The organism is Variovorax sp. J22R115 (assembly GCF_030317005.1).
In the GTDB taxonomy this organism is placed as follows: Bacteria; Pseudomonadota; Gammaproteobacteria; order Burkholderiales; family Burkholderiaceae_C; genus Variovorax.
In genome coordinates this window covers 263,155-286,207 of record NZ_JASZYM010000004.1, presented here as the reverse complement: position 1 = coordinate 286,207, position 23,053 = coordinate 263,155, and the positions used below count along the sequence as shown (strand labels likewise).

20 protein-coding genes and 1 tRNA gene are annotated in these 23,053 nt (G+C 66.4%); 9 read left to right on the top strand and 12 right to left on the bottom strand.

Annotation, left to right across the window (positions count from 1 at the left end; all coding sequences use genetic code 11):
- Window positions 1-10 precede the first annotated feature (10 nt).
- The 5 genes from QTI04_RS08970 to QTI04_RS08950 all read left to right on the top strand — a co-directional run bounded on the left by QTI04_RS08970 (window position 11) and on the right by QTI04_RS08950 (window position 3,460).
- Window positions 11-85: transfer RNA gene (locus QTI04_RS08970), tRNA-Arg, on the top strand.
- Window positions 86-237: 152 nt separating this feature from the next.
- A complete protein-coding gene (locus QTI04_RS08965; protein WP_286615175.1) occupies window positions 238-1,254 on the top strand; it encodes a tripartite tricarboxylate transporter substrate binding protein in 1,017 nt (338 codons plus the stop codon).
- A gap of 77 nt (window positions 1,255-1,331) precedes the next feature.
- On the top strand, window positions 1,332-1,682 hold the full coding sequence (locus QTI04_RS08960) for a hypothetical protein (RefSeq protein WP_286615174.1): 351 nt from the start codon (window positions 1,332-1,334) through the stop codon (window positions 1,680-1,682).
- A gap of 111 nt (window positions 1,683-1,793) precedes the next feature.
- A complete protein-coding gene (locus QTI04_RS08955) occupies window positions 1,794-2,330 on the top strand; it encodes an Rrf2 family transcriptional regulator (protein WP_286615172.1) in 537 nt (178 codons plus the stop codon).
- Window positions 2,331-2,398: 68 nt separating this feature from the next.
- Window positions 2,399-3,460 carry an NUDIX domain-containing protein gene (locus tag QTI04_RS08950; RefSeq protein ID WP_286601180.1) on the top strand — a complete coding sequence of 354 codons (1,062 nt, stop codon included), beginning with the start codon at window positions 2,399-2,401 and terminating at the stop codon, window positions 3,458-3,460.
- Window positions 3,461-3,801: 341 nt separating this feature from the next.
- Here the strand turns inward: QTI04_RS08950 and QTI04_RS08945 are convergent, their stop codons facing one another.
- The 6 genes from QTI04_RS08945 to QTI04_RS08920 form a co-directional block, all read right to left on the bottom strand.
- Entirely contained in the window at window positions 3,802-4,545 is a 744-nt protein-coding gene (locus QTI04_RS08945) for a 1-acyl-sn-glycerol-3-phosphate acyltransferase (RefSeq protein ID WP_286601179.1), read from the bottom strand.
- Between the two features lie 10 nt (window positions 4,546-4,555).
- Window positions 4,556-5,830: a dihydroorotase gene (locus QTI04_RS08940; RefSeq protein ID WP_286615170.1), complete on the bottom strand. Its 1,275-nt coding sequence runs from the start codon at window positions 5,828-5,830 to the stop codon at window positions 4,556-4,558.
- Complete coding sequence (locus QTI04_RS08935) at window positions 5,827-6,789, bottom strand: aspartate carbamoyltransferase catalytic subunit (protein WP_286567879.1); 963 nt, start codon at window positions 6,787-6,789, stop codon at window positions 5,827-5,829. The genes QTI04_RS08940 and QTI04_RS08935 overlap by 4 nt, the downstream gene beginning before the upstream one ends.
- Window positions 6,789-7,286, bottom strand: coding sequence for a bifunctional pyr operon transcriptional regulator/uracil phosphoribosyltransferase PyrR (gene pyrR / locus QTI04_RS08930; protein ID WP_286601175.1), 498 nt, complete (start codon window positions 7,284-7,286; stop codon window positions 6,789-6,791). The genes QTI04_RS08935 and pyrR overlap by 1 nt, the downstream gene beginning before the upstream one ends.
- The gene (ruvX, locus tag QTI04_RS08925) at window positions 7,283-7,717 is read right to left on the bottom strand and encodes a Holliday junction resolvase RuvX (RefSeq protein WP_286615168.1); all 435 of its coding nucleotides are present in this window, start codon (window positions 7,715-7,717) and stop codon (window positions 7,283-7,285) included. Before ruvX ends, pyrR begins: the two co-directional genes overlap by 4 nt.
- An 82-nt stretch (window positions 7,718-7,799) precedes the next feature.
- Complete coding sequence (locus QTI04_RS08920; RefSeq protein ID WP_286567882.1) at window positions 7,800-8,399, bottom strand: YqgE/AlgH family protein; 600 nt, start codon at window positions 8,397-8,399, stop codon at window positions 7,800-7,802.
- Here QTI04_RS08920 and QTI04_RS08915 point away from each other — a divergent pair.
- The gene (locus QTI04_RS08915) at window positions 8,398-9,882 is read left to right on the top strand and encodes a deoxyribodipyrimidine photo-lyase (RefSeq protein WP_286615166.1); all 1,485 of its coding nucleotides are present in this window, start codon (window positions 8,398-8,400) and stop codon (window positions 9,880-9,882) included. The genes QTI04_RS08920 and QTI04_RS08915 overlap by 2 nt on opposite strands.
- 146 nt (window positions 9,883-10,028) lie before the next feature.
- On the opposite strand, the gene QTI04_RS08910 is transcribed toward QTI04_RS08915, so the two are convergent.
- The 6 genes from QTI04_RS08910 to QTI04_RS08885 form a co-directional block, all read right to left on the bottom strand.
- A complete protein-coding gene (locus QTI04_RS08910; protein WP_286615164.1) occupies window positions 10,029-16,130 on the bottom strand; it encodes an Hpt domain-containing protein in 6,102 nt (2,033 codons plus the stop codon).
- Between the two features lie 16 nt (window positions 16,131-16,146).
- Window positions 16,147-18,483 (bottom strand): methyl-accepting chemotaxis protein, encoded by a 2,337-nt coding sequence (locus QTI04_RS08905; protein WP_286601170.1) that lies wholly within the window; start codon window positions 18,481-18,483, stop codon window positions 16,147-16,149.
- Between the two features lie 35 nt (window positions 18,484-18,518).
- A complete protein-coding gene (locus QTI04_RS08900; protein WP_286601169.1) occupies window positions 18,519-19,052 on the bottom strand; it encodes a chemotaxis protein CheW in 534 nt (177 codons plus the stop codon).
- Between the two features lie 19 nt (window positions 19,053-19,071).
- Window positions 19,072-19,437, bottom strand: coding sequence for a response regulator transcription factor (locus tag QTI04_RS08895; RefSeq protein WP_286601167.1), 366 nt, complete (start codon window positions 19,435-19,437; stop codon window positions 19,072-19,074).
- The gene (locus QTI04_RS08890; RefSeq protein WP_286567888.1) at window positions 19,438-19,833 is read right to left on the bottom strand and encodes a PleD family two-component system response regulator; all 396 of its coding nucleotides are present in this window, start codon (window positions 19,831-19,833) and stop codon (window positions 19,438-19,440) included.
- Between the two features lie 81 nt (window positions 19,834-19,914).
- Window positions 19,915-20,085, bottom strand: coding sequence for a rubredoxin (locus tag QTI04_RS08885; RefSeq protein WP_081781356.1), 171 nt, complete (start codon window positions 20,083-20,085; stop codon window positions 19,915-19,917).
- A gap of 109 nt (window positions 20,086-20,194) precedes the next feature.
- Here QTI04_RS08885 and QTI04_RS08880 point away from each other — a divergent pair, with 109 nt between their 5' ends.
- From QTI04_RS08880 to QTI04_RS08870, 3 genes are all read left to right on the top strand, one after another.
- The gene (locus QTI04_RS08880; protein ID WP_286601165.1) at window positions 20,195-21,160 is read left to right on the top strand and encodes a bifunctional hydroxymethylpyrimidine kinase/phosphomethylpyrimidine kinase; all 966 of its coding nucleotides are present in this window, start codon (window positions 20,195-20,197) and stop codon (window positions 21,158-21,160) included.
- A gap of 129 nt (window positions 21,161-21,289) precedes the next feature.
- A complete protein-coding gene (hemL, locus tag QTI04_RS08875; protein WP_286615163.1) occupies window positions 21,290-22,576 on the top strand; it encodes a glutamate-1-semialdehyde 2,1-aminomutase in 1,287 nt (428 codons plus the stop codon).
- 5 nt (window positions 22,577-22,581) lie between these two features.
- Complete coding sequence (locus tag QTI04_RS08870; protein ID WP_286615161.1) at window positions 22,582-23,052, top strand: hypothetical protein; 471 nt, start codon at window positions 22,582-22,584, stop codon at window positions 23,050-23,052.
- The last annotated feature ends 1 nt before the right edge of the window (window position 23,053 follow it).

The window sequence follows — 23,053 nt, the reverse complement described above, 5'->3', positions numbered from 1 at the left end:
GGCCGCTCTCGTCCTCGTAGTTCAATGGATAGAACGGGGTCCTCCTAAGACTCAGATACAGGTTCGATTCCTGTCGAGGGCACCACGGAGCAGCAAGCACGGGCGTTTCGCAGGCTTCAACAAAGCCGCTTCGCACGTCGCGTCCGTCACCGCGCAGCCCTTGAGCGCACCGACCCATGCATCGCTACCGACTGAGTGCAAGATGCGAGCCTTGCACAAAGCCATGGAGACACGACGATGCACACGAATTCCGAAGATTCACTGGCCGGCACTCGCCTCACGCGGCGTCGGCTCTTCCAGACCGGAGGCTCGCTGGGGCTTGGCGGCCTCCTCCCATCGCTAGCATCGGCCCAGGCCACCTGGCCGACCAAGTCCGTGCGTTTCGTGGTCCCCTTCGCACCCGGCGGAAGCTCGGAAATCGTCGCACGCTCCACCGCCGCGGAGCTTTCCAACACGCTCGGCCAGAGTGTCTTCGTCGACAACAAGCCCGGCGCAGCGGGCAACATCGCGATGGCGGAAGTCGCGCGCAGCGAGGATCAGCACACCATCATCCTCGGGCACATCGGCACGCTGGCGGTCAATCCGTTCATCTTCGACAAGCTGCCGTACGACCCCAACAAGGACTTCAAGCCGGTCAGCCTGCTGGCAAAGGTGCCCAGCCTGTATGTGGTGCATCCCGACGTGCCGGCCAAGAATCTCACCGAGTTCATCGCCTACGCCAAGTCCAAGCCCGGCAAGCTGAGCTACGGCTCCGCGGGCAACGGCAGTGCCGGTCATCTCGCTTTCGAATACCTGAAGATGACCTCGGGCATCTTCATGCTGCATGTGCCGTACCGCGGCACGGGCCCGATGCTGACCGACTTGCTGTCCGGCCGGCTGGACGCTTCGGCGATCGGTGCGGCGGCCATCATTCCCTTCATCAAGTCCGGCAAGGTGCGCTGCATCGCGACCGGTTCCGCCAAGCGCCTGCCGCAGTTGCCCGATGTCCCCACGGTGGCGGAGCAGGGCTTCCCCGGCTTCGAGATGACGCAGTGGTACGGGATGCTCGCCCCGGCGAGCATGGCGCCTGCCAACGTGGCGAAGCTGTCCGCCGAAACCATGAAGGCCGTCCGGTCGCCAGCGGCGACGGAGCGGCTTCGCGGTGACGCCGCCGAAGCCGTCGGCGGCACACCGGAGCAGTTTGCGCAGTTCATCGCGTCGGAACAGGCGCGCTGGAAAAAAGTGATCTCGCGGGCCAACATCAAGCCGGACTGAAGGCGTCGTCGGTCCGGGAAGCCCCTGAGCTTTCCTCCGGCCACCCGGACTGTGCCATGCCATAAAATCATCGCCACATGCCCCGCTGGCTCGCCGCCTCTTTCATCGCTTTCGTACTGTCTTGCTTCGGTTTCGCGGCCGTTGCCCACGGTTCGACGCATTCGCGCGATCACGGCGGCGCCAGCCTGACACAGGTGCAGCTTGACCTGTCTGCCAGCGTCGACGCGCCGGTGGATGGCACCGAGGACGCATCCGCGCTCCAGGACGAAGCCAACTCCGGCTGCACCGAGGCCGCAACGGGCGGAATCCAGGCCTTTCTCGCCGTGTTCGCCTCGGAGCCAGTGCCGCAACCGGCCATGAGCGCCACGCCTTCGCCTTTCCTCGCGCAGCCCAAGCGGCCACCGCGCGACCGCGCCTTCATCCTCTAAGGCTCGCCGCCTCGAGAGCCCTCCGGCTCCCAGCCTCTCGATGCGAGCGCTCTGCATCGGCGCGTCCGCGCGCCCCCGATGCGTCCCCTGTCCCTATTGAAAGAATCACCGATGCGTCTAACCACCAAGGGTCGCTTCGCCGTCACTGCCATGATCGACGTGGCACTCCGAGGCCGCATGGGCCCGGTCAACCTCTCTTCCATCAGCCAACGCCAGAGGATTTCGCTGTCGCATCTGGAGCAGCTCTTCGCCAAGCTGCGCCGCGACGAACTGGTCGAATCGACGCGAGGACCGGGCGGCGGCTACTCGCTCGGCCGCAAGGCGGCCGAGATCACCGTGGCGCAGATCATCCTGGCCATCGACGGCGATATCGATCAGGAGTCGAGGCCGCTGAACGAAGTCCCGGGCGCGGTGAAGCGCTGCACCACGGACGAGTTGTGGGCCGCCGTCAATCGCCGGGCGATCGAATTTCTGGATTCGGTCACGCTGCAGAGCCTGGTCGACGAGCAGATCGCTCGCGGCGTGCTGATCGAGCGCGAACGCCCACTGCGCGCGCCCGTCGTCCCTGCGGCCACACGGCCGCCGCTCCGGGTCAACGCGCCGAATTCCGTCTTCGCGCTGGGAGCGATGCTGGTCAAGCGCTCCTGAGGCGTCAGGGTCTCCGGCCTGCCGGGGGCGCGTATCGTGTGGACTTGAACATCCGCACACGCCCCCGCATGACCGCCTCCAACTCCCCGGCGCCGCACGACTTCGCGGTTCTCATCGGCCGCTTCCAGCCCTTCCACAACGGGCACCTGTCACTTCTGAGGCTGGCGCTCGATGCGGCGCCTCACGTGGTGGTGGTGATCGGATCAGCCTTCCAGGCGCTTTCGCCCAAGCACCCGTTCAGTTGGCAGGAGCGCGCCGAGATGATCCGCCACGCAGTGCCCGAGGAGGAGCGCGCGCGCCTGCGCTTCGTCCCGGTCCGTGACTATTTCGACGAGACGCGGTGGGTCAACGCCGTACGGCGCGAGGTCGCGCAAGTGTTGACCGGTGGCGGTGCGGGGCCTCCACCCTCGATCGCACTGGTCGGCCATTTCCGGGACGCCACCCGCGAGTACCTCCGAGCCTTTCCGGACTGGACTTTGCTTGCCGCCGACGGCGTGCCGGTGCGGCGCGCAAGCGCGATGCGCGATGCGCTCTTCGCCGCGCCCGACGCGGCGTTGACGTCGCTCGCTGGCGAATGGCCGGCCGGCACGATCGACTTCCTCCGCGCATGGAGCACGCAGCCCCATTTCCAGGCGCTCGCACAGGAGGCCGAGTTGCTCAGGCAGTACGAGGCTTCATGGGCCGCGGCGCCCTATCCGCCCGTGCTGGTCACGGTCGATTGCGTCGTGAAGTGCCAGGATCAGGTGTTGCTGATCGAGCGTGGACAGGCGCCCGGCAAGGGCCTCTTCGCAGTCCCCGGTGGTTTCCTGGAACAGCGCGAAACGACATTGCAGGCTGCCCTTCGCGAATTGGAGGAGGAAACGCACCTCGCGTTGTCGCCCGATGTCCTGCGCGCCTGCCTGAAGGCCGCGGACGTGTTCGATCAACCCGACCGGAGTGCGCGCGGACGCACCATCACGCACGGCCATTTCTTCGATCTGGGCGAGCGCCAACTCCCTGCCCTGCGTGCGGATGACGATGCCGCCGCGGCCGAATGGACGGCCATTTCCGACCTGTGCGCGCGCGAGGATCGCTTCCTGGACGACCATTTCCAGATGCTCGACCACTATCTGGGACTGCTCCAGCGCTGAGACAGCCTGTAGGCAAGGGACCACGCCGTCCCATTGTCTTTTCCGGCATCGGGCGCCTCGGCGCTTGACTAAGGTGAGTTCACACACACCAACCGGAGACCTTCATGAAAAGCATCATCCTTTGGCTCTGCGGCGTTCCGCTCGTGGTGATCATCGGCCTGAAGGTCTTTGGCGTCCTTTGATTACTGAGTAACGATTCCTCCTCCCGGCGCTACCCGGCGCCGTTACACAGCGCCTCTCGGGGCGCTGTTTTTTTGCGGCGGCGTCATTGCCCGCAGGTATTTGCCCCCGGCAGGGGGTAGGCGAAGCGACACGAAGTGCGCGAAGCCTGGGGGCGAGCTCTACTTCAATTCGCGGCGCAGGTCCTGGACGTCGGCGTGCAGGCTCTTTGCCCAGGCGCGTCGATCGCGTCCGTGCGAAGACTGGGGCTCGCCGAAGCGCACGATCGCCAGCAGCGGGGGTGCCTTCAGCGTGTTCCACACCGAGGTCAAAAGGCTGTCGTCGCCGATGTAACGCGGCGCGTAACTGGTTTCTCCGGTGGCCGCATCGGCGAAGCGCAGCGCGGCCGGCTGGACGGGCGCACCGGACGAGATGGCCGCCTGAAGCAAATTGGCATGGAAAGGAAGCAGCCCGTGGCCATCGCTGGTCGTGCCTTCCGGGAAGACCGCGATCACGTCGCCTTCGCGCAAAGCTTCAGTCATGTGATGCACCACGCGCACCGCGTCGCGCCGCCGTTCGCGCTCGATGTAGAGGGAGCCGGCACCGGTCGACAAGGTGCCGATCACCGGCCAGTGCCGCACCACCGACTTGGACACGAAACGCACGTGCCGCGCCGCATGAATCGTGAGGATGTCCAGCCACGACAGGTGGTTGCACACCAGCAGCACCGGTCCTCGGTCGGGCGGCGTGCCCTGCACCGTCAGGCTGATCCCCATCAGGTTGAGCATCCGCTCGGACCACTGTTGCACGCGCTGTTCTCGCTCCGCTGGCGACAGGTGCGGGAACTGCGTGCGGATGATCCACCAGCCCGCAAACACGTTCGCGAGCGCGCGCAAGAGCTTGAGGCTCGCGGACAAGGCGTGCATGCTGTTTGCGCTAGCCGTGGACGATGCGTCCGCCCACCAGCGTGAAGCGGGCACGGCCGTGCATGGCGTAGCCACCGAAGGGCGTGTGCTTGCCCTGGCTCCTGAGCGCTTCGGGCTGCACCTGCCATTCAAGTGCAGGATCGACGACGCAGAGGTCCGCCGCGCCGCCCTTCATCAGGCGGCCCACCCCTTGGGCGCCGACCAGCTTGGCGGGCCCGGAACTCACCACTTCGATGGCGCGCGCCAGGCCCGCACCGCTCTGCTCGCCCCACAGCAATGCGAGCGGCAGCAGGAGTTCGAGGCCGGTCGCGCCAGGCTCGCTCTCGGCAAAGGGCAGCGTCTTGGCATCGGCCTCCACCGGCGTGTGGTCGGACACCAGCGCATCGATGGTGCCGTCGGCCAGGCCGGCCGACAGCGCATCGCGATCGCGCTGCTGGCGCAGCGGCGGATTCAGGCGCGCACGGCTGTCGAAATAGCCGATGTCCGTGTCCACGAGATGCAAAGAGTTGATGCTGACGTCGCAGGTCAGCGGCAAGCCCTCGGCCTTGGCCGCACGCACTTGCGCCACGCCGCCCGCGCTCGACAGGCGGCACAGGTGCACGCGCGCGCCGGTGCTGCGCATGAGTTCGATGATGGTGAAGATCGCGATCGTCTCGGCCGCGGCCGGCACGCCCGCAAGCCCCAGCCGTGTGGCGAGCGGACCGCTGGCTGCGACGCCCTTGCCCAGGTCGCGGTCCTGCGGGCGCAGCCACACGGTGTAGCCGAAGGTACTGGCGTACTGCAGTGCGCGCTGCAGCACCTGCGTGTTGCCCAGCGGAATGTCGGCTTGGCCGAAACCGATGCAGCCGGCCTCGGTAAGTTCGGCCATCTCGGTCAGCACCTCGCCCGCGAGGCTGCGCGTGAGCGCGCCGAGCGGGAAGAGCCGCGCGCGCCGCATCTTCTCGGCGCGGAACTTGAGCATCTCGACCAAGCCGGGCTCGTCGAGCACCGGGTCGGTATCCGGCGGGCAGACCAGGCTGGTCACGCCGCCAGCGACGGCCGCGCCCATTTCGCTTTCCAGCATGCCCTCATGCTCATAGCCGGGTTCGCGCAGTCTGGCGGCAAGGTCGACCAGTCCGGGCACGACGAGGCAGCCCTGCGCGTCGAGCGTGCGCTCCGCGCGAAATTCGCTGGAGACGTCGCCGATGGCGAAGACCTTGCCGTCGGCGATCGCGACGTCGGCCTTCCGGTCCAGGCCGGCTGCGGGGTCGACGACGCGACCGTTGGTGATCAGGATGTTGCTCATGCTTCGTTACCCGCGACGATGCTCATGACCGCCATTCGCACGGCGATGCCGAAAGTGACCTGCGGCAAGATCACACTCTGCCGGCCGTCGACCACGGCAGAGTCGATTTCCACGCCGCGGTTGATCGGCCCGGGATGCATCACGATGGCATCGGACTTGGCCAGCTGCAGCTTCTCGGGCGTGAGGCCGAAGGTCTTGAAGAATTCTTGCGACGACGGGAGCAGCGCGCCGCTCATGCGCTCGTTCTGCAGCCGCAGCATGATGATGACGTCGCAGTCCTTGATGCCCTCCTCCAGCGTGTGGCACACCCGCACGCCCATCTGCGCCATGTCTGTGGGCACCAGCGTCTTGGGGCCGACCACGCGCACCTCGGCGCAACCGAGCGTGGTGAGCGCGTGGATGTCGGAGCGCGCCACGCGCGAATGCAGCACATCCCCGACGATCGCGACCGTGAGATTCGCGAAGTCCTTCTTGTAGTGACGGATCGTGTACATGTCGAGCAGACCCTGCGTCGGGTGCGCGTGGCGGCCGTCGCCGGCATTCACCACGTGCACGTGCGGCGCCACGTGCTGCGCGATCAGGTAGGGCGCGCCCGATTCGCTGTGGCGAACCACGAACAGGTCGGCGGCCATCGCGCTCAGGTTGGCGATGGTGTCGAGCAGCGATTCGCCCTTGGTCGCCGACGAGCGCGCGATGTCGAGGTTGATCACGTCCGCCGACAGCCGCTTGGCCGCGATCTCGAAGGTGGTGCGCGTGCGCGTCGAGTTCTCGAAGAACAGATTGAACACGCTCTTGCCGCGCAGCAGCGGCACCTTCTTCACCTCGCGATCGCTCACACTGGTGAAGTTGGCGGCGGTGTCGAGGATGTGGGTGACGATGTCCTTCGGCAAGCCCTCGATCGAGAGCAGGTGGATCAGCTCGCCGTGCTTGTTGAGCTGGGGGTTTCGTTTGTAGAGCATCAGGTGTTTTCCTCTACCTTGAAGCTGAAGGCGCCCTTGTCGCTGCGTGCGAGCGCGAGCAATTGGGTTGCCGGCAGTTCGAGGCGCTGGGCCGAGAAATCCGCGGCCACCGGCAGTTCCCGGCCGCCTCGGTCGATCAGCACCGCCAGGCGCACGCAGGCAGGCCGGCCGAAATCGAACAGCTCGTTGAGCACCGCGCGGATCGTGCGGCCCGTGTAGAGCACGTCGTCGAGGAGAAGCACGTCGGCGCCGTTGACGTCGAAAGGCAGCGTCGTCTGCGCGCTGGCGGCCAGCCCGCGCCGCGCGAAGTCGTCTCGGTGCATGGCCGAAGAAATGATGCCTGGCGCACCGGCCAGGCCCAGGTCCTTCTGCAGGCGCTCGACCAGCCATGCGCCGCCGGAGGTGATGCCGACCAGGCGCGTGTCCTGGCGCATCAGGGATTTCACGCCGCGGAGCAACTCGACGTAGAGCGCTTCGGCGTCAGGGATGGAGTTCACGGAAGGCTCCTCAGGAACTGTTCAAGAATGATGCAGGCCGACGCGGCGTCGGCATCGCGCGCGCCCGAGGCGAGCGCCTCGGTCGTGCTGTAGCGTTCGTCGACCTCGTACACGGGCAGCTTGAAGCGGCCGTGCAGTTGCCGGGCAAAGCGTTGAGCGGCGCGGGTGTTGTCGTGTGGCGCGCCGTCGGGGTGATAGGGCACGCCGACGACCAGCGCATCGGGCTGCCAATCGCGGATACGGGCCTCCACTTGCGCGAAACGCGCATCACCTTCGGCCTTGATGGTGGGTTGCGGCGTCGCTGTTCTGAGCAAACGATTGCCGCTCGCGACGCCGGTGCGCTTCTGGCCGAAGTCGAAGGCCAGGAAGCTTTGAAAGTGGGAGGGAACGGAAACCGGAGGGGTAGCGTCGGGCATCGCCGTAACGCTCATGCGCGCCCCCACGCTTGGCACTTCGTGTCCACGCTGCCCCCCAAGGGGGTGCGAGCTTGCTTGGGGCGGCCCGGCGCTGCGCTCATGCGTGCCCCGCGTCCGGCGACAGGGTCCACGCCTCCAGCCCCAGCAGCGACAGCGCCTTGTCGTAGCGCTGTTCGATCGGCGTGTCGAAGATCACCGCGGGATCGGCGCCGACCGTGAGCCAGCTGTTCTCGGCCAATTCGGATTCGAGTTGGCCCTCGCCCCAGGCCGCGTAGCCCAGCGAAACCAGCACCTTGCGCGGACCGGCCCCGGTGGCGAGCGCTTCAAGCACGTCCTTGGAGGTCGTCATTTCGAGGCCGCCAGGGATCGTCATGGTCGATGCGTAGACCGACTCGTTGGGCTTGTCCGCCTGGGCGAAAACCGGCTCATGCAGGACGAAGCCGCGCTCGGTCTGCACCGGGCCGCCCTGGAACACGGGCGCCTTGCCGAGTTCGGGGCTGGAGAGGTGCAGTTCGATCTTCTCGAACAGCACCTTGAGATTGATGTCGCTGGGTTTGTTGATGACGAGGCCGAGCGCGCCGCGCTCGCTGTGCTCGCAGAGGTAGACCACGCTGCGGCTGAAGGCCTTGTCTTCCAGACCCGGCATCGCAATCAGAAAATGATGCGTAAGGTTCATCGGGGCAGAATCGGAGGCCATGCCGCCGATTTTACTGGCCGTCGACAAAACATATCCTAAGGGGTTGATGTGGTTTCGCCGCGATCTGCGAGTGGACGACAACGCGGCGCTCTACCAGGCCCTGCGCGCGTGCCGGCAGGTGGTGTGCGTGTTCGTTTTCGATCGCGCGATCCTCGATTCGCTCCCCCGCGTGGACCGGCGCGTCGAGTTCATCCGGGAATCGCTGGTCGAGTTGGACGCCGAACTGCGGTCGCTGGGTGGGGGCCTGATCATTCGCCATGCCGTCGCCGAGGACGAGATCGGTCAGCTCGCACGCACGCTGGACGTGCAGGCCGTTTTCGCCAACCGCGACGACGAGCCCGACGCGCTGGCGCGCGACGCCAAGGTCCTCGGCGCACTGGCAAACGGCGGCGTCGCTTTTCACACCTACAAGGACCATTCCGTCTTCGAGCGCGACGAGGTCCTGACCCAGGCAGGACAGCCCTACACCGTCTTCACGCCCTACAAGCGCGCCTGGCTTTCCAAGGTCGACACCTTCTACCTGAAACCCTACCCGGTGCGCAGCTATGCCGATGCGCTGGCGCCGGTGCCGGAGAAGTTCAAGGGCCCGGTGCCGCCGCTTGCCGAGATCGGCTTCGAGAAAAGCAACCTCGACCAACTGGAGATCCCCACCGGCAGCCAGGGCGGCGCCGCGCTCTTCGACGACTTCTTCCAGCGCATCGACCGCTATCACCAGACGCGCGACTTTCCGTCCGTGCGCGGGCCGAGCTACCTCGGCGTGCACCTGCGCTTCGGCACCGTCTCGATTCGCCAGCTCGCGGGCATCGCGCACCAGCTGACGCTGCAGGGCGATCCGGGTGCGGGGACTTGGCTCAGCGAACTGATCTGGCGCGATTTCTATTTCCAGATCCTCGCGCATCATCCGTACGTGGCAGCGGGCGGCGAGTCGCGTAGCTTCAGGCCCGAGTACGACAAGATCCAGTGGCACCACGGCAAACATGCGGACATGCTTTTCGAAGCCTGGTGCAAGGGCCGCACCGGCTATCCGCTTGTCGACGCGGCCATGGCCCAGATCAACCAGACCGGCTACATGCACAACCGCCTGCGGATGGTGGTCGCGAGCTTTCTCTGCAAGGACCTGGGGATCGACTGGCGGCGCGGCGAGCGCTACTTTGCCGGGCATCTCAACGACTTCGAGCTGTCCTCGAATAACGGGGGCTGGCAGTGGGCGAGTTCCAGCGGTTGCGACGCACAGCCGTATTTCCGGATCTTCAACCCGGTGACGCAAAGCGAGCGCTTCGACCCCGAAGGCAAGTTCATCCGCCGCTACCTGCCCCAACTCGCCAAGCTATCCAATGCGCACATCCATGCGCCATGGACAGCCAAGCCGCTGGAACTCGTGGCCGCAGGCGTGAAGCTGGGAGAGACCTACCCCAAGCCCATCGTCGATCACGCCGAGGCGCGCGACCGCACGCTGCAGCGCTACGCGGTCGTTAAGAGATAGCCGCAGCCGGCGCCGCGCCGCCCTTCGTGAGCAGCCGCGGAACCGGCTCCGCCGGGCCGCCGGCTGCGCCCCCTGCAAGGGGGTGGGCGGCTACACGAAGTGAGCAAGCCTGGGGGTGTGCTCCAAGCACAAGCCTGGGGGTGTGCTTAAGCAACCAGCGCCACAGGCACTTCGACGCCCGTGTAGCTGCGCACCAACCGCAGCAGTTCCTCTTCCGAATACGGCTTGCCGAGGTAGTGATTCACGCCCAGCGCGCGCGCATGGTCGTGGTGCTTTTCGGCGATGCGCGAGGTGATCATGATGATCGGCAGGTCGGCCAGCGACTCGTCCGCGCGGATGTTGCGGGCAAGGTCGAATCCATCCATGCGGGGCATCTCGATGTCCGACAGCACGACGGCCGGCCGCTCCTGTTGGAGCCGCTCGAGCGCCTGCAGGCCGTCGGCCGCCAGCGCGACGCGGTAGCCTTCGCGCTGCAGCAGACGCTGCGTGACGCGCCGCACCGTGATCGAGTCGTCCACCACCAGCACCAGCGGAACCTGCGGCACCGCTTGCGGCGCCTGCCGGGTCGGCTCTGCGCCGCCGATGTCCTTCGTCGCGGCCTGGCGGCTGCGCGTTGCCTGAAGCTCGCGCGCCTTCTCGCCATGCACCGCGGCCAGCGCCACCGGGTTGTAGATGAGCGCCACCGCGCCGGAGGCCAGCACCGAGATGGCGGCCATGCCGGGCAGGTGGGAGAGCTGCGGCCCGAGGTTCTTGACCACGACTTCCTGGTTGCCCAGGACTTCATCCACGTGCAGCGCGACGCGCTGTGCGGCGCTTCGCACGATGACGATCGTGTTGGCCTTGCCCGGCGCGCGTTCGCTGCCTGCGGTGGACTGGAGCAACGCCCCCGCCCAGTAGAACGGGACCTGCTCGCCGCCGAAGGCGTAGCGCTGGTTGAGGTAGGCCGATTCAAGATCGGAAGCCCCGGCACGCAAGACCAGTTCGACCAGGCTGGAAGGCACGCCGATCGACACGGCCCCTGCACGCAGCATGACCACGTGCGTCACGGCGGTCGTCAGCGGCAGCACCAGCTTGAAGACGGTGCCTTGGCCAGGCTGGCTGTTCGTTTCGATCCGGCCGCCGAGCGCGGCGACTTCCGCGCGCACCACGTCCATGCCGATGCCGCGGCCGGCCAGTTCGGAGACCTGCTCCGCCGTGGAGAAGCCGGGCTGGAAGATCAGCTCGGCAGCTTCGGCGGGGCTGAGTTGCTTGCCTTCGGGGATCACGCCGAGCGCCACCGCCCGCGAGGCGATGCGCTCGAAGTTCAATCCGGCGCCGTCGTCACGGAAGCTGACAGAGACGTCGTTGCCTTCGTGGTGCAGTTCAATGGCTATCAGGCCGCTCGAATCCTTGCCGGCTTTCTCGCGCACCGCCGCGTCCTCGATGCCATGCGCCACGCAGTTACGCAGCAGGTGCTCGAAGGCTGGCGTCATGCGGTCCAGCACGCCACGGTCCATTTCGATCGACCCGCCGGTGATATCCAGGCGCACCTGCTTGCCGGTGTCTTTCGAGGCCTGCCGCACGACGCGGTAGAGGCGTTCGGAAATCCCCTCGAACTCCACCATGCGCGTGCGCAGCAAACCGCGCTGCAATTCGCGGGTCTGGCGGGCCTGGGCGCTCAGGTCGTCTTCCGTCGCCTGCACCGTCTTCTGAAGCGTGCGCTGCACGGTCGCCACGTCGTTGACCGACTCGGCCATCATGCGGGTGAGTTCCTGCACGCGCGTGAAGCGGTCGAACTCGAGCGGATCGAAGCCTTGCTGCGAATCCTTCGCCTGTGCCAGGCGCGACTGCATCTGGCTTTCAGCCTGCACTTCGATGTCGCGCAATTGCTGGCGCAAGCGATCCAGGTTGCCGGTCAGGTCGCCGAGCGAACTGCGCAGCTGGCCCAGTTCGGCTTCGAGCCGCGAGCGCGTGATGATCACCTCGCCCGCCTGCGCGACCAGGCGGTCGAGCAGGTGGGTGCGGATGCGCACGGCCTGGTTCGAAATGGCGCGCAGCGGTGTGAGGGCCGACGGCGAAGGCAAGGCGACCGCACTGCGTTGCACGACGGGTTCGTCGGTGGGGACGGCTTCTTCCTTCTCGCTCGCCGGCGTTTCAACGGCCGCGGGCAGTTCGACCGGCTTGGGTGCGGACGTTGCGGCGGTTGCACGCTGCACCAGTTCGGTCTGGACCGCGTCATCGGCAGCGCGCAGCGCATCGAAGGTGGCCTGCAGTGCGTCGAAGCGCGTGAGCAGTTGTTCGATCGACTTCCGGTCGGCGCCCTCGGAGCCGAGCGATTCGATGTCGGACTCCATGCGGTGCGCGCGTTCGCCGAGGCGCATCGCACCGGCCAGCCGCGCACTGCCCTTCAGCGTGTGCAGCGTGCGCAAGGTGGAGGAGCGCGGACCCGTGTTCTCCGGATGCTGCGACCACTCTCGCAGCGCGGCGCCCAGTTGGGGCAGCAGTTCGGCGGCCTCTTCCTCGAAGATCGGGAACAGGTCGACGTCGACCGCGTCGGTCACGTCGACCGCGTCCTCGGAGTCGTCGAGCGCCACGTCGGCCATCGCGTCGCGCGGCACATGGAAGGTCACCAGCCGGCCTTCGACGGGCTCGACGGGCAATTGAGAGGCAGCGACTTCTCGCAGCGCCTGGAGTGTTTCCTCGGCGGGCTCGCGCAGGAAGCCGGCGGCGAACTGATGCAGCAGGCGCCGCAATTCCTCGGCCGCCACGACGAGCACGACGCCCTGCTCCGGCGTTCCGCGGCCCTGCATCTGGAGATGCTGCAGCGCAGCCTCGAACAGGCGCGCCATGTTCGACAGGCTCTGGAAGCCGACCGTCGCCGAGCTGCCGGCCAGCGAATGGGCCAGGCCGATCATCGAGTCGGGAACGCGCTCATGCGATTCGAGCGCCCATTCGCCGATTTCGGTGGCGAGCTGCCTCGACCACTCGTCGGCTTCGTTCAGATAGACGTTGTAGAGCGCGATGCCGATCCGCAGCGGGCCGATCACCTTGACTTGCTCTTCGGCACTCGGTGCCGCCGCCGCCCGTTCGGCTTCGGCTTCGGTCGATGCCACTGCAGCCGGCGCTTCATTCGCTTCAGCGACCGGTTCAACGGTCGCTTCGACCGGCACTTCCTCCACCACTTCCGGTGCGGGTGCGGGTGCTTGAGCTTCGGGCTCGACGGCGGGCACGGGTGCGGCAACGGCTTCCGGTTCGGCCGAAGCTTCCGGCGCCAGCGTCAGTTCGAACGCGAGTTCTTCCGCAGGTTGCGCAACCTCGGCCACCTCGGGTGCGGGCACCTCGAACATGGCTTCGATCTCGGCATCGGTAGCGGTTGCCGGCGTCGGTTCCGGTTCGCGCTCCGGCTGCACGGCACGCGCAGCGAGCGCGGGCTCGAGCGAGGTATGCACCGTCTCCAGGAAATCGACGTCCTCGAGTTCATCCATGACCTGCGGATCTGCAGGCGGGGCCGCGGGCTTGGCGTCGAAATCGAGGAAGTCGGTCGACGCAAAGCCATCGTCGCTTCCAGGTTCTTCCTCGCGCCGAGCTTCCGGCTCGGCTTCCTGGTGCGCGGCGGGCCGGTCGAAACCCAGCCAGACGGTCGTTTCCTCGACCTGCGATGCAGCGGGCTTCTCGTCCTCGGCCGGCTCTTCGAATGCAACGGGCTCGGATTCCAGATCCAGGTCGGGAAGGTCCGGCATCTCCGGAAGCGGCAACGGCGCGGCGGGCGCCGGCGACGCTTCGACCGCCGATTCTGCTGCGATGTGACGGGCGGCGGCCACCAGGGTGTCGGCATCGGCGACGGGGGCCGGAGCCGGCGCGAGCGGTTCGCCGGTGCGCAAGGCCTCGGCGATCGCGCGGAACGGGGCCGATTGCCAGCTATGCGGCTCGCTGGCGGCGATGGCTTCGACCCACTTCGCGAAGTCTTGCAGCGCCGTGCGCGTGCCTGTGAGCAATTCGGGCGTGGCGGGGCGCTGATCGGCGAGCCAGGTATTCAGCACCTGCTCGAACGACCAGGCGGCTTCGCCGAAGTCCATGAGCCCGACCATGCGGGAACTGCCCTTGAGCGTGTGGAAGGCGCGGCGCAGCACGGTCAGTTCGCCGCTGTCGTCCGGCCGCGAACCGAGCGCAGACACAGCGGCGAGGCCGTTGTGGAGCACTTCGCGAGCTTCGTCCAGGAAGATGTTCTGGAGGTCGTCTTCCTCGAGTTCCGTCACCTCGGTGTCGGGCAAACCTTCCAGCGGCGCCGGGCCGGTGATCTTCGCGGTCCAGCTCGCAGTTGCGCGGCTGAATTCCTCGATCGGCGACGGCGGTGTCTTGCGCGTGCCAGGCCCCGCCAGCGCGGCAAGCTTGGCCGCGATCTGCGCATCGACTTCCTCGACGCTCAGCACCGTGTCGGTGACGGCGACAGGCCCGGAAGCCGACGCAAACGACACCGGCGCGACCGCCTCGGGCAAGCTGGCGTCGCTGGCCTGGCGGCCCATGAGAGGTTTGAGTTCGCCGAGTTCGGCATCGAACACGAACAACCGCTTGGCCAGCGCAGGCTGGTAGCTGAGCATGTCGATCAGGAAGCCCAGCGCGCCCAGGTTGTTGCCGAGCGAATCGAAAGCCTGGATCTCGTCGGCAGGGGATTCTTCGGCCAGCAGTTGGTCGACGTTCTCGCGCATGCGCTGCACGGTCTGGGCCGCCTGGTCCAGTCCGAGCACGGAGAACACGCCGCGCATTTGCAGCAGCTGGCTCGGCACGGTCCGCAGCAGGCCCTTTTCGGTGGGCCGGCGGAAAAATTGGTCCAGCGACTTTTCGAGTTCGCTGAGGTGGCTGCGCAGTTCGCCGACCACGGTGCCCATCGTCTGGCGATCGCTCACGCGGCGGTAGAGCTCCTCCATCCACGGCTCGAGCGGCTCCGATCGGCCGCCTTCGCGTGCGCGCTCGATCCGGCCGGCGAGTTGCACAGTACGGGCGGTCAGCTGACGATCATGCGGATCGAGGTCTTCGAAAGCCGCTTCCAGATAGAGAACCGAGGTCGCGACTTCCATCGCGAGTTCGGTCGCCGGCGGTTGGCCGGAGCGCAGCGACGCGTCGACCGCGTTGTTCAGCGCCTGCACCATCGGCGTGCTCGGCGGGTGCAGCTTCTGCAACGATTCGCCAAGCTGCGCGAAGGTATCGGCCACCTGCCGCGTACGGTTCACGTCGCCGCCCGAGAGCGCCGACCACATTTCCTTGGCGGCCTCGATGCGCTTGCGCGCCTGGGCGAGCACCACTGGGTCGAAACGGCCGAACTGCTCGATCGTGTAGTCGACGGTCTGCTCGTTCGCGACGCCCCAGGCGACGCGCACCGCGCGCAGCGTGGCGGCCTCGTCGCGCGAGCCAGGGACGGCCTGCGCGCAGAAGAACAGGAGATCCTGGCCCAGACGGTCGGATACGGTGTTGTCACCGCGCGCCAGCGTGGCGTATTGCAGCAGCACACGCGAAGCGGCGCGCTTCACATGCGAGTCGGTCGGGATCAGCGCCAGCGCCAAGGCCTCGAAGAAGCCGGCCGCGAGCGTCCAGAAACTGGCGACCCGCGGAACCGACGCGCCACGGCCGAGCCCGAGGCACAGTGCCTGCAGACGGCGGGCGGCATGGTCATCGCCGCTCTTGACGACCTTGAGCACTTCGCGGTCGAGCTTCGAGCGGACGGCGGGGTCATAGACCAGCGCGGTTTGGGTAGGCGCGGGTTTGATCTCGACCCAGCGCCAAGTCATGCTCCACAGGTCAGCGGGGTGGACCCGTTCATTGCCGACCAGTTCAAGCACCTCGCGGTACTGCGGGAAGAGCGCGACCGACGAGACCGTCTTGCCCACGATCAACGCATTCAGGAAGTCAGCGACGGCAAAACCCGCGCGGTCGATCTTCTGGACTGCGGAGTCGGTGCATCGCAGCGGCTCCGTGACGAAGCTCTGGACTGCGAACTCCATGGCGCCGAGCACCAGTGCAGGTGCCGTATGGCCCACCATCTGAAGGGCGCCGACGGCCTGATGCAGTTGCTGTCGCGCGAGGCGCAGCGGCTGGGTATCGATCTCGGAGCCCGGTGCAGCGGCGGCCGCGTCGCGGGCAAAGCGCCGCAACGTCTTGCCCACACCGTCGAGCGATTTCTGGATTTCTCCGAGCACCCAGGCCAGCGGCCCAAGATCCTCGGTCGCCGGCGCGTTGCCGGCGGTATGGGCGGTGGCAGGGCTTTGGGTCGACACGTTGGGCGCTCGGCGTTCAGGCAATCTTGAAACGAGACACGGACTGACGCAGCTCCTCGGCCATGTGCGAAAGCTCGCGGACCTGCTGCGCGGTGGTACGCGTACCTTCGCCGGTCTGCTCGGTCACGGCAAAAATGTGCTGGATGTTGGCGGCCACGACGTTGGCCGAATCGGCTTCGCGGGAGGCGGATTGCGAAATCTGCTCGATCAGCTCCGCGAGGCGGCGCGACACGCGGTCGATCTCGGAGAGCGCGGTACCGGCGTTGTCGGAGAGCTTGGCCCCTTCCACCACACCTTGCGTAGAGCGCTCCATGGCGCCGACCGCATCCTGCGTGTCGGTCTGAATGGCCTTCACGAGTGCCGAGATCTGGCGCGTGGCGTCTGCGGAACGCTCGGCCAGTCGCTGCACTTCTTCCGCCACCACCGAGAAGCCGCGACCGGCTTCACCGGCGGATGCCGCCTGGATGGCGGCGTTGAGCGCCAGCACGTTGGTCTGTTCGGTAATGTCCGAGATCAGTTCGGTGATTTCGCCGATCTCCTGCGAGGATTCGCCGAGGCGCTTGATCCGCTTGGAGGTTTCCTGGATCTGGTCGCGAATGGAGTTCATGCCGCCGATCGCGTTCTGCACCGCCTGCAGGCCCGACGAAGCGGCTTGCAGCGACTGGCGCGCCACCGTGGCCGATTCCTGCGCTTGCGAGGACACGCCGTTGATTCGCTCCGCCATCGTCAGCACCGACTGACCGGTTTCGCGAATTTCGCGCAGCTGCTCGGTGGATGCGGCGAGCAGTTCGGTCGAGGTGCTTTCGACCTGCGACGTCGTCTGCGCCACGCGGGTTGCCGTGTTCTGCACGTTGCCCACCAGCAGGCGCAGTTCTTCCACCGTGTAGTTGACCGAGTCGGCGATGGCGCCGGTGATGTCCTCGGTCACGGTGGCTTCCTGCGTCAGGTCGCCTTCAGCGACGGTTTGCAGTTCGTTCATCAGGCGCAAGATCGCGGCCTGGTTGGCGGCGTTGACGCGGCTGGCGTCCTCGGACACACGCTCGGCCTCGACGCGGTCGCGCTCGGCTGCCGCGGCACGTTCGCGGCCTTCGCGCACCTGCACGAAACCGATCGCGCCGGCGAGTGCCAGGGCGGCGAGCGACAGCACGAACAGCATCACCACCGTGCCGGCACCCAGCCCGGTGCGTGCGGAGAGTTTTTCCTGCAGGTCGCCGAGAGAGGTGCGCAGCGGTTCGCTGTCGGCCAGGATGGCGGCTTGCGCTTCGCGCGCGGCGACCAGGCCCTGGAGGTTGCCCAGGATGGCGCCGGCTTGTGTGCGCGTCTGTTCGTAGGTCTTCAGGATGGCATCGAGTTGCTGGCGCGTCTGGGCGTCCCGTGTGCCGGGCAGGCGTTGCTGGGCGCTGCCGTCGAGCAGGCCGCGCGTGACTTCCTGGAAGGTGTTCAGGTCCTTGCCGAGCAGGAACACCGCGTCGGGGCTCACGCCTTCGACGGTGAGGAACTCGTTGGCCGACTTGCCAATGCGCTGCGTCAGCATCACCAGTTGACCCGCGGCGGAAATCTCGGGCAGAGTGGCGTTCTGCTGCATCTTGAGCGAGGCCACGGTCTCGGTCATTTCGAGCAGGTCCGAAGACTGGCGATTGATGTCGCGCAGCGCGTTGCCGACCTGCGTCAGGATCTGCTGCTGGGCCAGCACGGCTTTGGCACTCTTGTCGGCACGCTCGACCAGCGGGGTGATCTTGCCGAGCTCCATGTCGTACTGGGTGCCCACGCGCTCCAGCTTGAGCGCGTCGTCGCCGTTCGAGAGACCTTGCACGCGGCGCGTCAGGTCGTCCGAGCTGTCCTTGACCTCGGCGAATGCCGCGACGTTGCCGACCAGCGCCTGCGACACCGACTTGGCGAGCCGTTGCGACTGCATGAGCGACTGACCCGTGGCAGCCACCTGTTGCGCCAGCCGTTCGGCGCGCAGGATGGCGGAGCCGGCGACCAGCAGCAGCAAGAGCACCACGCCCGCCAAGGCCATCGCGAGGATCCGCTGCTGGCGCGCGGGATTCGAGCGCTGCGAGCGTCTTGTGCGGGAGCCGCGCGACGAACCCGGCGCGGTGCTGGAAGCCTCGGCCTGGACGGCTTGCTCCGGATCCTGACCCGCAGCGGCCGCGTCGCCTGCATCGGTATCGGCCGACAGGCCGGTTGGCTCGGGAGCGGCATCCCTACGTATGAGCACGGTCTTCTCCTCGGGAGTCTGCAAGGTATCGATATTTTCCAGCGTGAGTGCGGCGGCGCTATCGGCGCTCACTGACACGCTGTTGCCGCTCACGGGCAGGAGTTTCTTGAACTTGTCGGCGATCGAGCTCACGGTCGGTCCTTCAGGTTGTGTGCAAAGCGGCCCACTCAGGCGCCGATGCTCAAAAATTGGGGTTGCTGCGAAAGCGCCTGCAGGTTGATCTCCTGCCAGCGCCCTCCTGCCGCATCGGTGTAGGCGTGTCCGAACCACGCCGGAGCATCGCTGGCCGGGGCCTGCGATGCAACGAAGGCGTCCACGCCGCGCAAGCCGACCAGCCGGTCGATCAGCAATGCGCAGTTGACTTCGAGCAATTCGTTGAGCGCCACCAGCCGGGACTGCGCACGCGCCGTCTCGCTCACCGCGGGTGGCGTTGCGGCGCCGGAGGCGAAGGTCGAGAGCTGCACGACGCCGTACAGCCCGCCGCGCAGATTGGCCACGCCGAGAAACCAGGGCTCGGTGTAAGGCACGGGCTGCGGGGGCATCCAAGGAAAGATTTCGCCCGCGTGCCCGAGCGGGAACAGGTAGTTCGCGTCGCCCGCCTCGACGGCAAGCCACGATGCGGAAACGCCCGAGGTGCGCGCCGCCTGGAGGCGACTGGCGAGCCGGGACTGGAAAGCGCGGAGAGCGTCGCGGTTGGCCATGGATGGAGGACTTGCGAGATCAGGCCAGCGCGCTGATCTTTGCCATCAGCTCGGCCGCGTTGACGGGCTTGACGATGTAGTCGCGGGCACCTTGCCGCATGCCCCAGACGCGATCGGTTTCCTGGTTCTTGCTCGTGCACAGAATGATCGGCACCGCCGCGTACTGCGGATGGCGGGCGATGGCGCGCGTGAGCTGGAAGCCGTTCTGGCCGGGCATCACGACGTCCATCAGGATGAGATCGGGCTGCTCTTCCTCGAGACGACGCATTGCGTCGTCGGCGTTCTCGGCGGTCTTCACCGAGAAGCCGTTCTTCTGGAGGAGATCGGTCAGGAAGACCAGTTCGGTCTTCGAGTCGTCGACCACGAGCACTTTGCGAATAGCCATTTACTGCGCTTCCTGAACAATGCCGAACTGCTGCACGGCATGGAGCAGTTGGTCTTTGGTGAAAGGTTTGGTGAGGTAATCCTGCGAGCCGACCATGCGGCCGCGCGCCTTGTCGAACACGCCGTCCTTCGACGAGAGCATCACGACAGGCACATTGGAAAAATGAGAGTTGCGCTTGATGATCGCGCAGGTCTGATAGCCGTCGAGGCGAGGCATCAGGATGTCGCAGAAAATCAGATGCGGCTTGTGGTCGTTGACCTTGGACAGCGCATCGAAGCCGTCCTCGGCCAGCAGGACTTCATGACCGCCCTGCTTGAGGAAGATCTCGGCGCTGCGCCGAATGGTGTTGCTGTCGTCGATGACGAGCACCTTGTAACCGGATCCATTCGCGCTCATTTCGCACCGCTCCTCTTGTGACACCTTGACGACCGCTGCGCCCCCTTCAGGAGCGCAGGAAGCGCGGCCCTATGCCATGCTTCAGATCTCAACCATTTCGAAGTCTTCCTTGCGCGCACCGCACTCGGGGCAGGTCCAGTTCATCGGAACATCAGCCCATGCCGTACCGGCAGCAATACCATCTTCCGGCACGCCGACCGATTCGTCATAGATCCACCCACAAATCAGGCACATCCAGGTTTTCGTATTCATCGCAGCTTAAAGTCCCTGTTCATCAAATGCAACGATCGTATCCAAACGTATCTCAAAGTCCGTGAGAATCGTCTCAGATATGCCACCATCTGGTGAGCCCTGATTGGCCATGAACACTTCTTTACTACCAACAGAGCACGATCACAAAGTGAGCGATCTTAACGACCCCTCGAACGACGAAGACACTGCAGAAGGCGATTTGAACCCACCCTGCGTGCTGGTCTTCAATGCCAGCGACCCGAGCGGCGCCGGCGGATTGGGCGGCGACGCGCTGGCCATGGCCTCGGTCGGGGCCCACATGCTGGCTGTCGTGACTGGCGCCTACGCGCGGGACACCGCGGAAATCTTCGATCACTTCGCGTTCGACGAGGAAGCCGTCGCCGAGCAGGCGCGCTCGATTCTCGAAGACGTCGAGGTTCAGCTTATCAAGATCGGCTTCGTGGGCTCTCCGGAAGTCTTGAGCACCGTGGCCGAGACCACGACCGACTACTCTGAGGTTCCCGTCGTCGCGTACATGCCCAACCTCTCGTGGTGGGAAGACAGCCAGATCGAGGCCTACCACGACGCGTTTCGCGAACTCGTGCTGCCGCAGACGACCGTGCTGGTCGGCAACCACAGTACGCTGTGGCGCTGGCTGCTGCCCGACTGGAGCGGCGAGCGCCCTCCCACCGCACGCGACATCGCGAAGGCCGCGGGTGAGTTCGGCGTGCCGTACACGCTGGTCACCGGGCTCGTGCTGCCCGACCAGTTCATCGACAACGTGCTGGCATCGCCGCAGTCGGTGCTCGCGAGCGAGAAGTACGAACGGCTCGACGCGGTGTTCGCGGGCGCTGGCGACACGCTGTCCGCCGCGCTGGCCGCGTTACTCGCCAGCGGCACCGATCTCGTCGCCGCCACCAGCGAGGCGCTGAGCTACATGGACCGCTGCCTGGATGCAGGCTTCCGCCCCGGCATGGGCCATGTCCTGCCCGATCGCCTGTTCTGGGCGCAGCCGGAAGACGAAGAGGACGAGGACAATGGCGACCCTGCATCTCCAACCGACTTTGCCTTGCCGCCGCACGACACGAGGCATTAGGCTCGCCCCCAGGCTGCGCGCACTGCGTGTCGCTTCGCCTACCCCCTGACCGGGGCGGGCCGGCCGCTACGGGCGGCCGGGCGCGGCGGCCTGCCCTCCCGACTTGAATACCGACCACTCCTCGATGCAATGATCAACATGGACCAGAACGACACCCTCTTCGAACGCGCACGCGCAGTGATTCCCGGGGGTGTCAATTCGCCCGTTCGCGCCTTCAAGGCTGTCGGGGGCACGCCGCGCTTCGTCAAGCGCGCGCAGGGGGCCTACTTCTGGGATGCGGCGGACAAGCGATACATCGACTACATCGGCTCGTGGGGGCCGATGATTCTGGGCCACGGGCATCCCGCAGTGGTCGAAGCGGTGCAGCGTGCAGTGACCGAAGGCTTTTCGTTTGGCGCCCCCACGGAGCGCGAGATCGAGCTTGCCGAGGCCATCCTCGCGCTGGTGCCGTCGATGGAGATGGTGCGGCTGGTGAGTTCCGGCACGGAAGCTGCGATGAGCGCACTGCGCCTCGCGCGTGGCGCGACCGGACGCAAGTACATCATCAAGTTCGAAGGCTGCTATCACGGGCATGCCGACGCGCTGCTGGTCAAGGCGGGCTCGGGCCTCGCGACCTTCGGCAATCCGACGTCGGCCGGCGTGCCGCCGGAAGTCGTGCAGCACACGCTGGTTCTCGAATACAACAACCTGGCGCAACTCGAGGAAGCGTTCGCGCTGCATGGGCACGAGATTGCCTGCCTGATGATCGAGGCGATCGCGGGCAACATGAATTTCGTGCGTGCGAGCGCCACCTTCGCCAAGCGCTGCCGCGAGCTTTGCACTCAGCATGGTGCGCTGCTGGTGTTCGACGAGGTCATGACCGGATTCCGTGTCGGCCTGCGCGGCGCGCAGGGCGTGCTGGGCATCACGCCGGACCTCACGGTGCTTGGCAAGGTGATCGGTGGCGGCATGCCGCTCGCAGCCTTCGGCGGACCGCGCGCGATCATGGAACAACTCGCGCCGCAAGGGCCGGTCTACCAGGCAGGAACGCTGTCGGGCAATCCGGTAGCGACCGCCTGCGGCCTCGCGACCCTGAAGGAGATCGCAAAGCCCGGCTTCTACGAAGCTCTGTCGAAAAAGACGCTTTCTCTCGCAGATGGACTGAAAGCCGCGGCAGTGGCCGAAGGCGTCCCCTTCAGTTCCGACAGCGAAGGCGGCATGTTCGGCTTCTTCCTGCTCGACGCGCTGCCGCAGAACTATCCGGCCGTGATGAAGAGCGACGGCGCGAAGTTCAACAGCCTGTTTCACGGCCTGCTGGACCGCGGCGTCTACATCGCGCCGGCGCTGTATGAAGCAGGCTTCGTGAGCGCAGCCCACAGCGAGGAAGACGTCGCAGCCACGATCGAAGCTGCCCGCCAGATCTTCAAGACGCTCTAGCGCCAATGAAGCTGCCGTCGCTCCTGGCAAGCGCGAGCCTGCTCCTGCCTGCCTTGGCCTCGGCCCAGGTCGACGTCAGCCAGGTCTGGATCAATCCCGGCTTCTATTCGCTGCACTTCGATCGGAACAAGGGGCTGGAAGACTTCAATCCAGGCATCGGCATCGAGTGGCCGATCGACAAGATCTTCTCGCTCACGGCCGGCGCCTTTCGCAACAGCGATCGCGACCGCTCGCACTACGTCGGCCTCTACGTCATGCCCTTCGAGTTCCACGGCGTGAAGCTCGGCGCCGTGGTGGGGGGCTTCGACGGCTACCAGAGGAGCAACAACGGCGGCTGGTTCCCTGCCCTGATCCCGACCGCGGCGATCGAAGGAAAGCACTGGGGACTGAACATTGCGATCGTCCCCACCATCAAGAACCGCCTCTACGGCGCCATCAGCTTTCAGCTGAAGTACCGGTTCTCCGATGGCAGCTAGC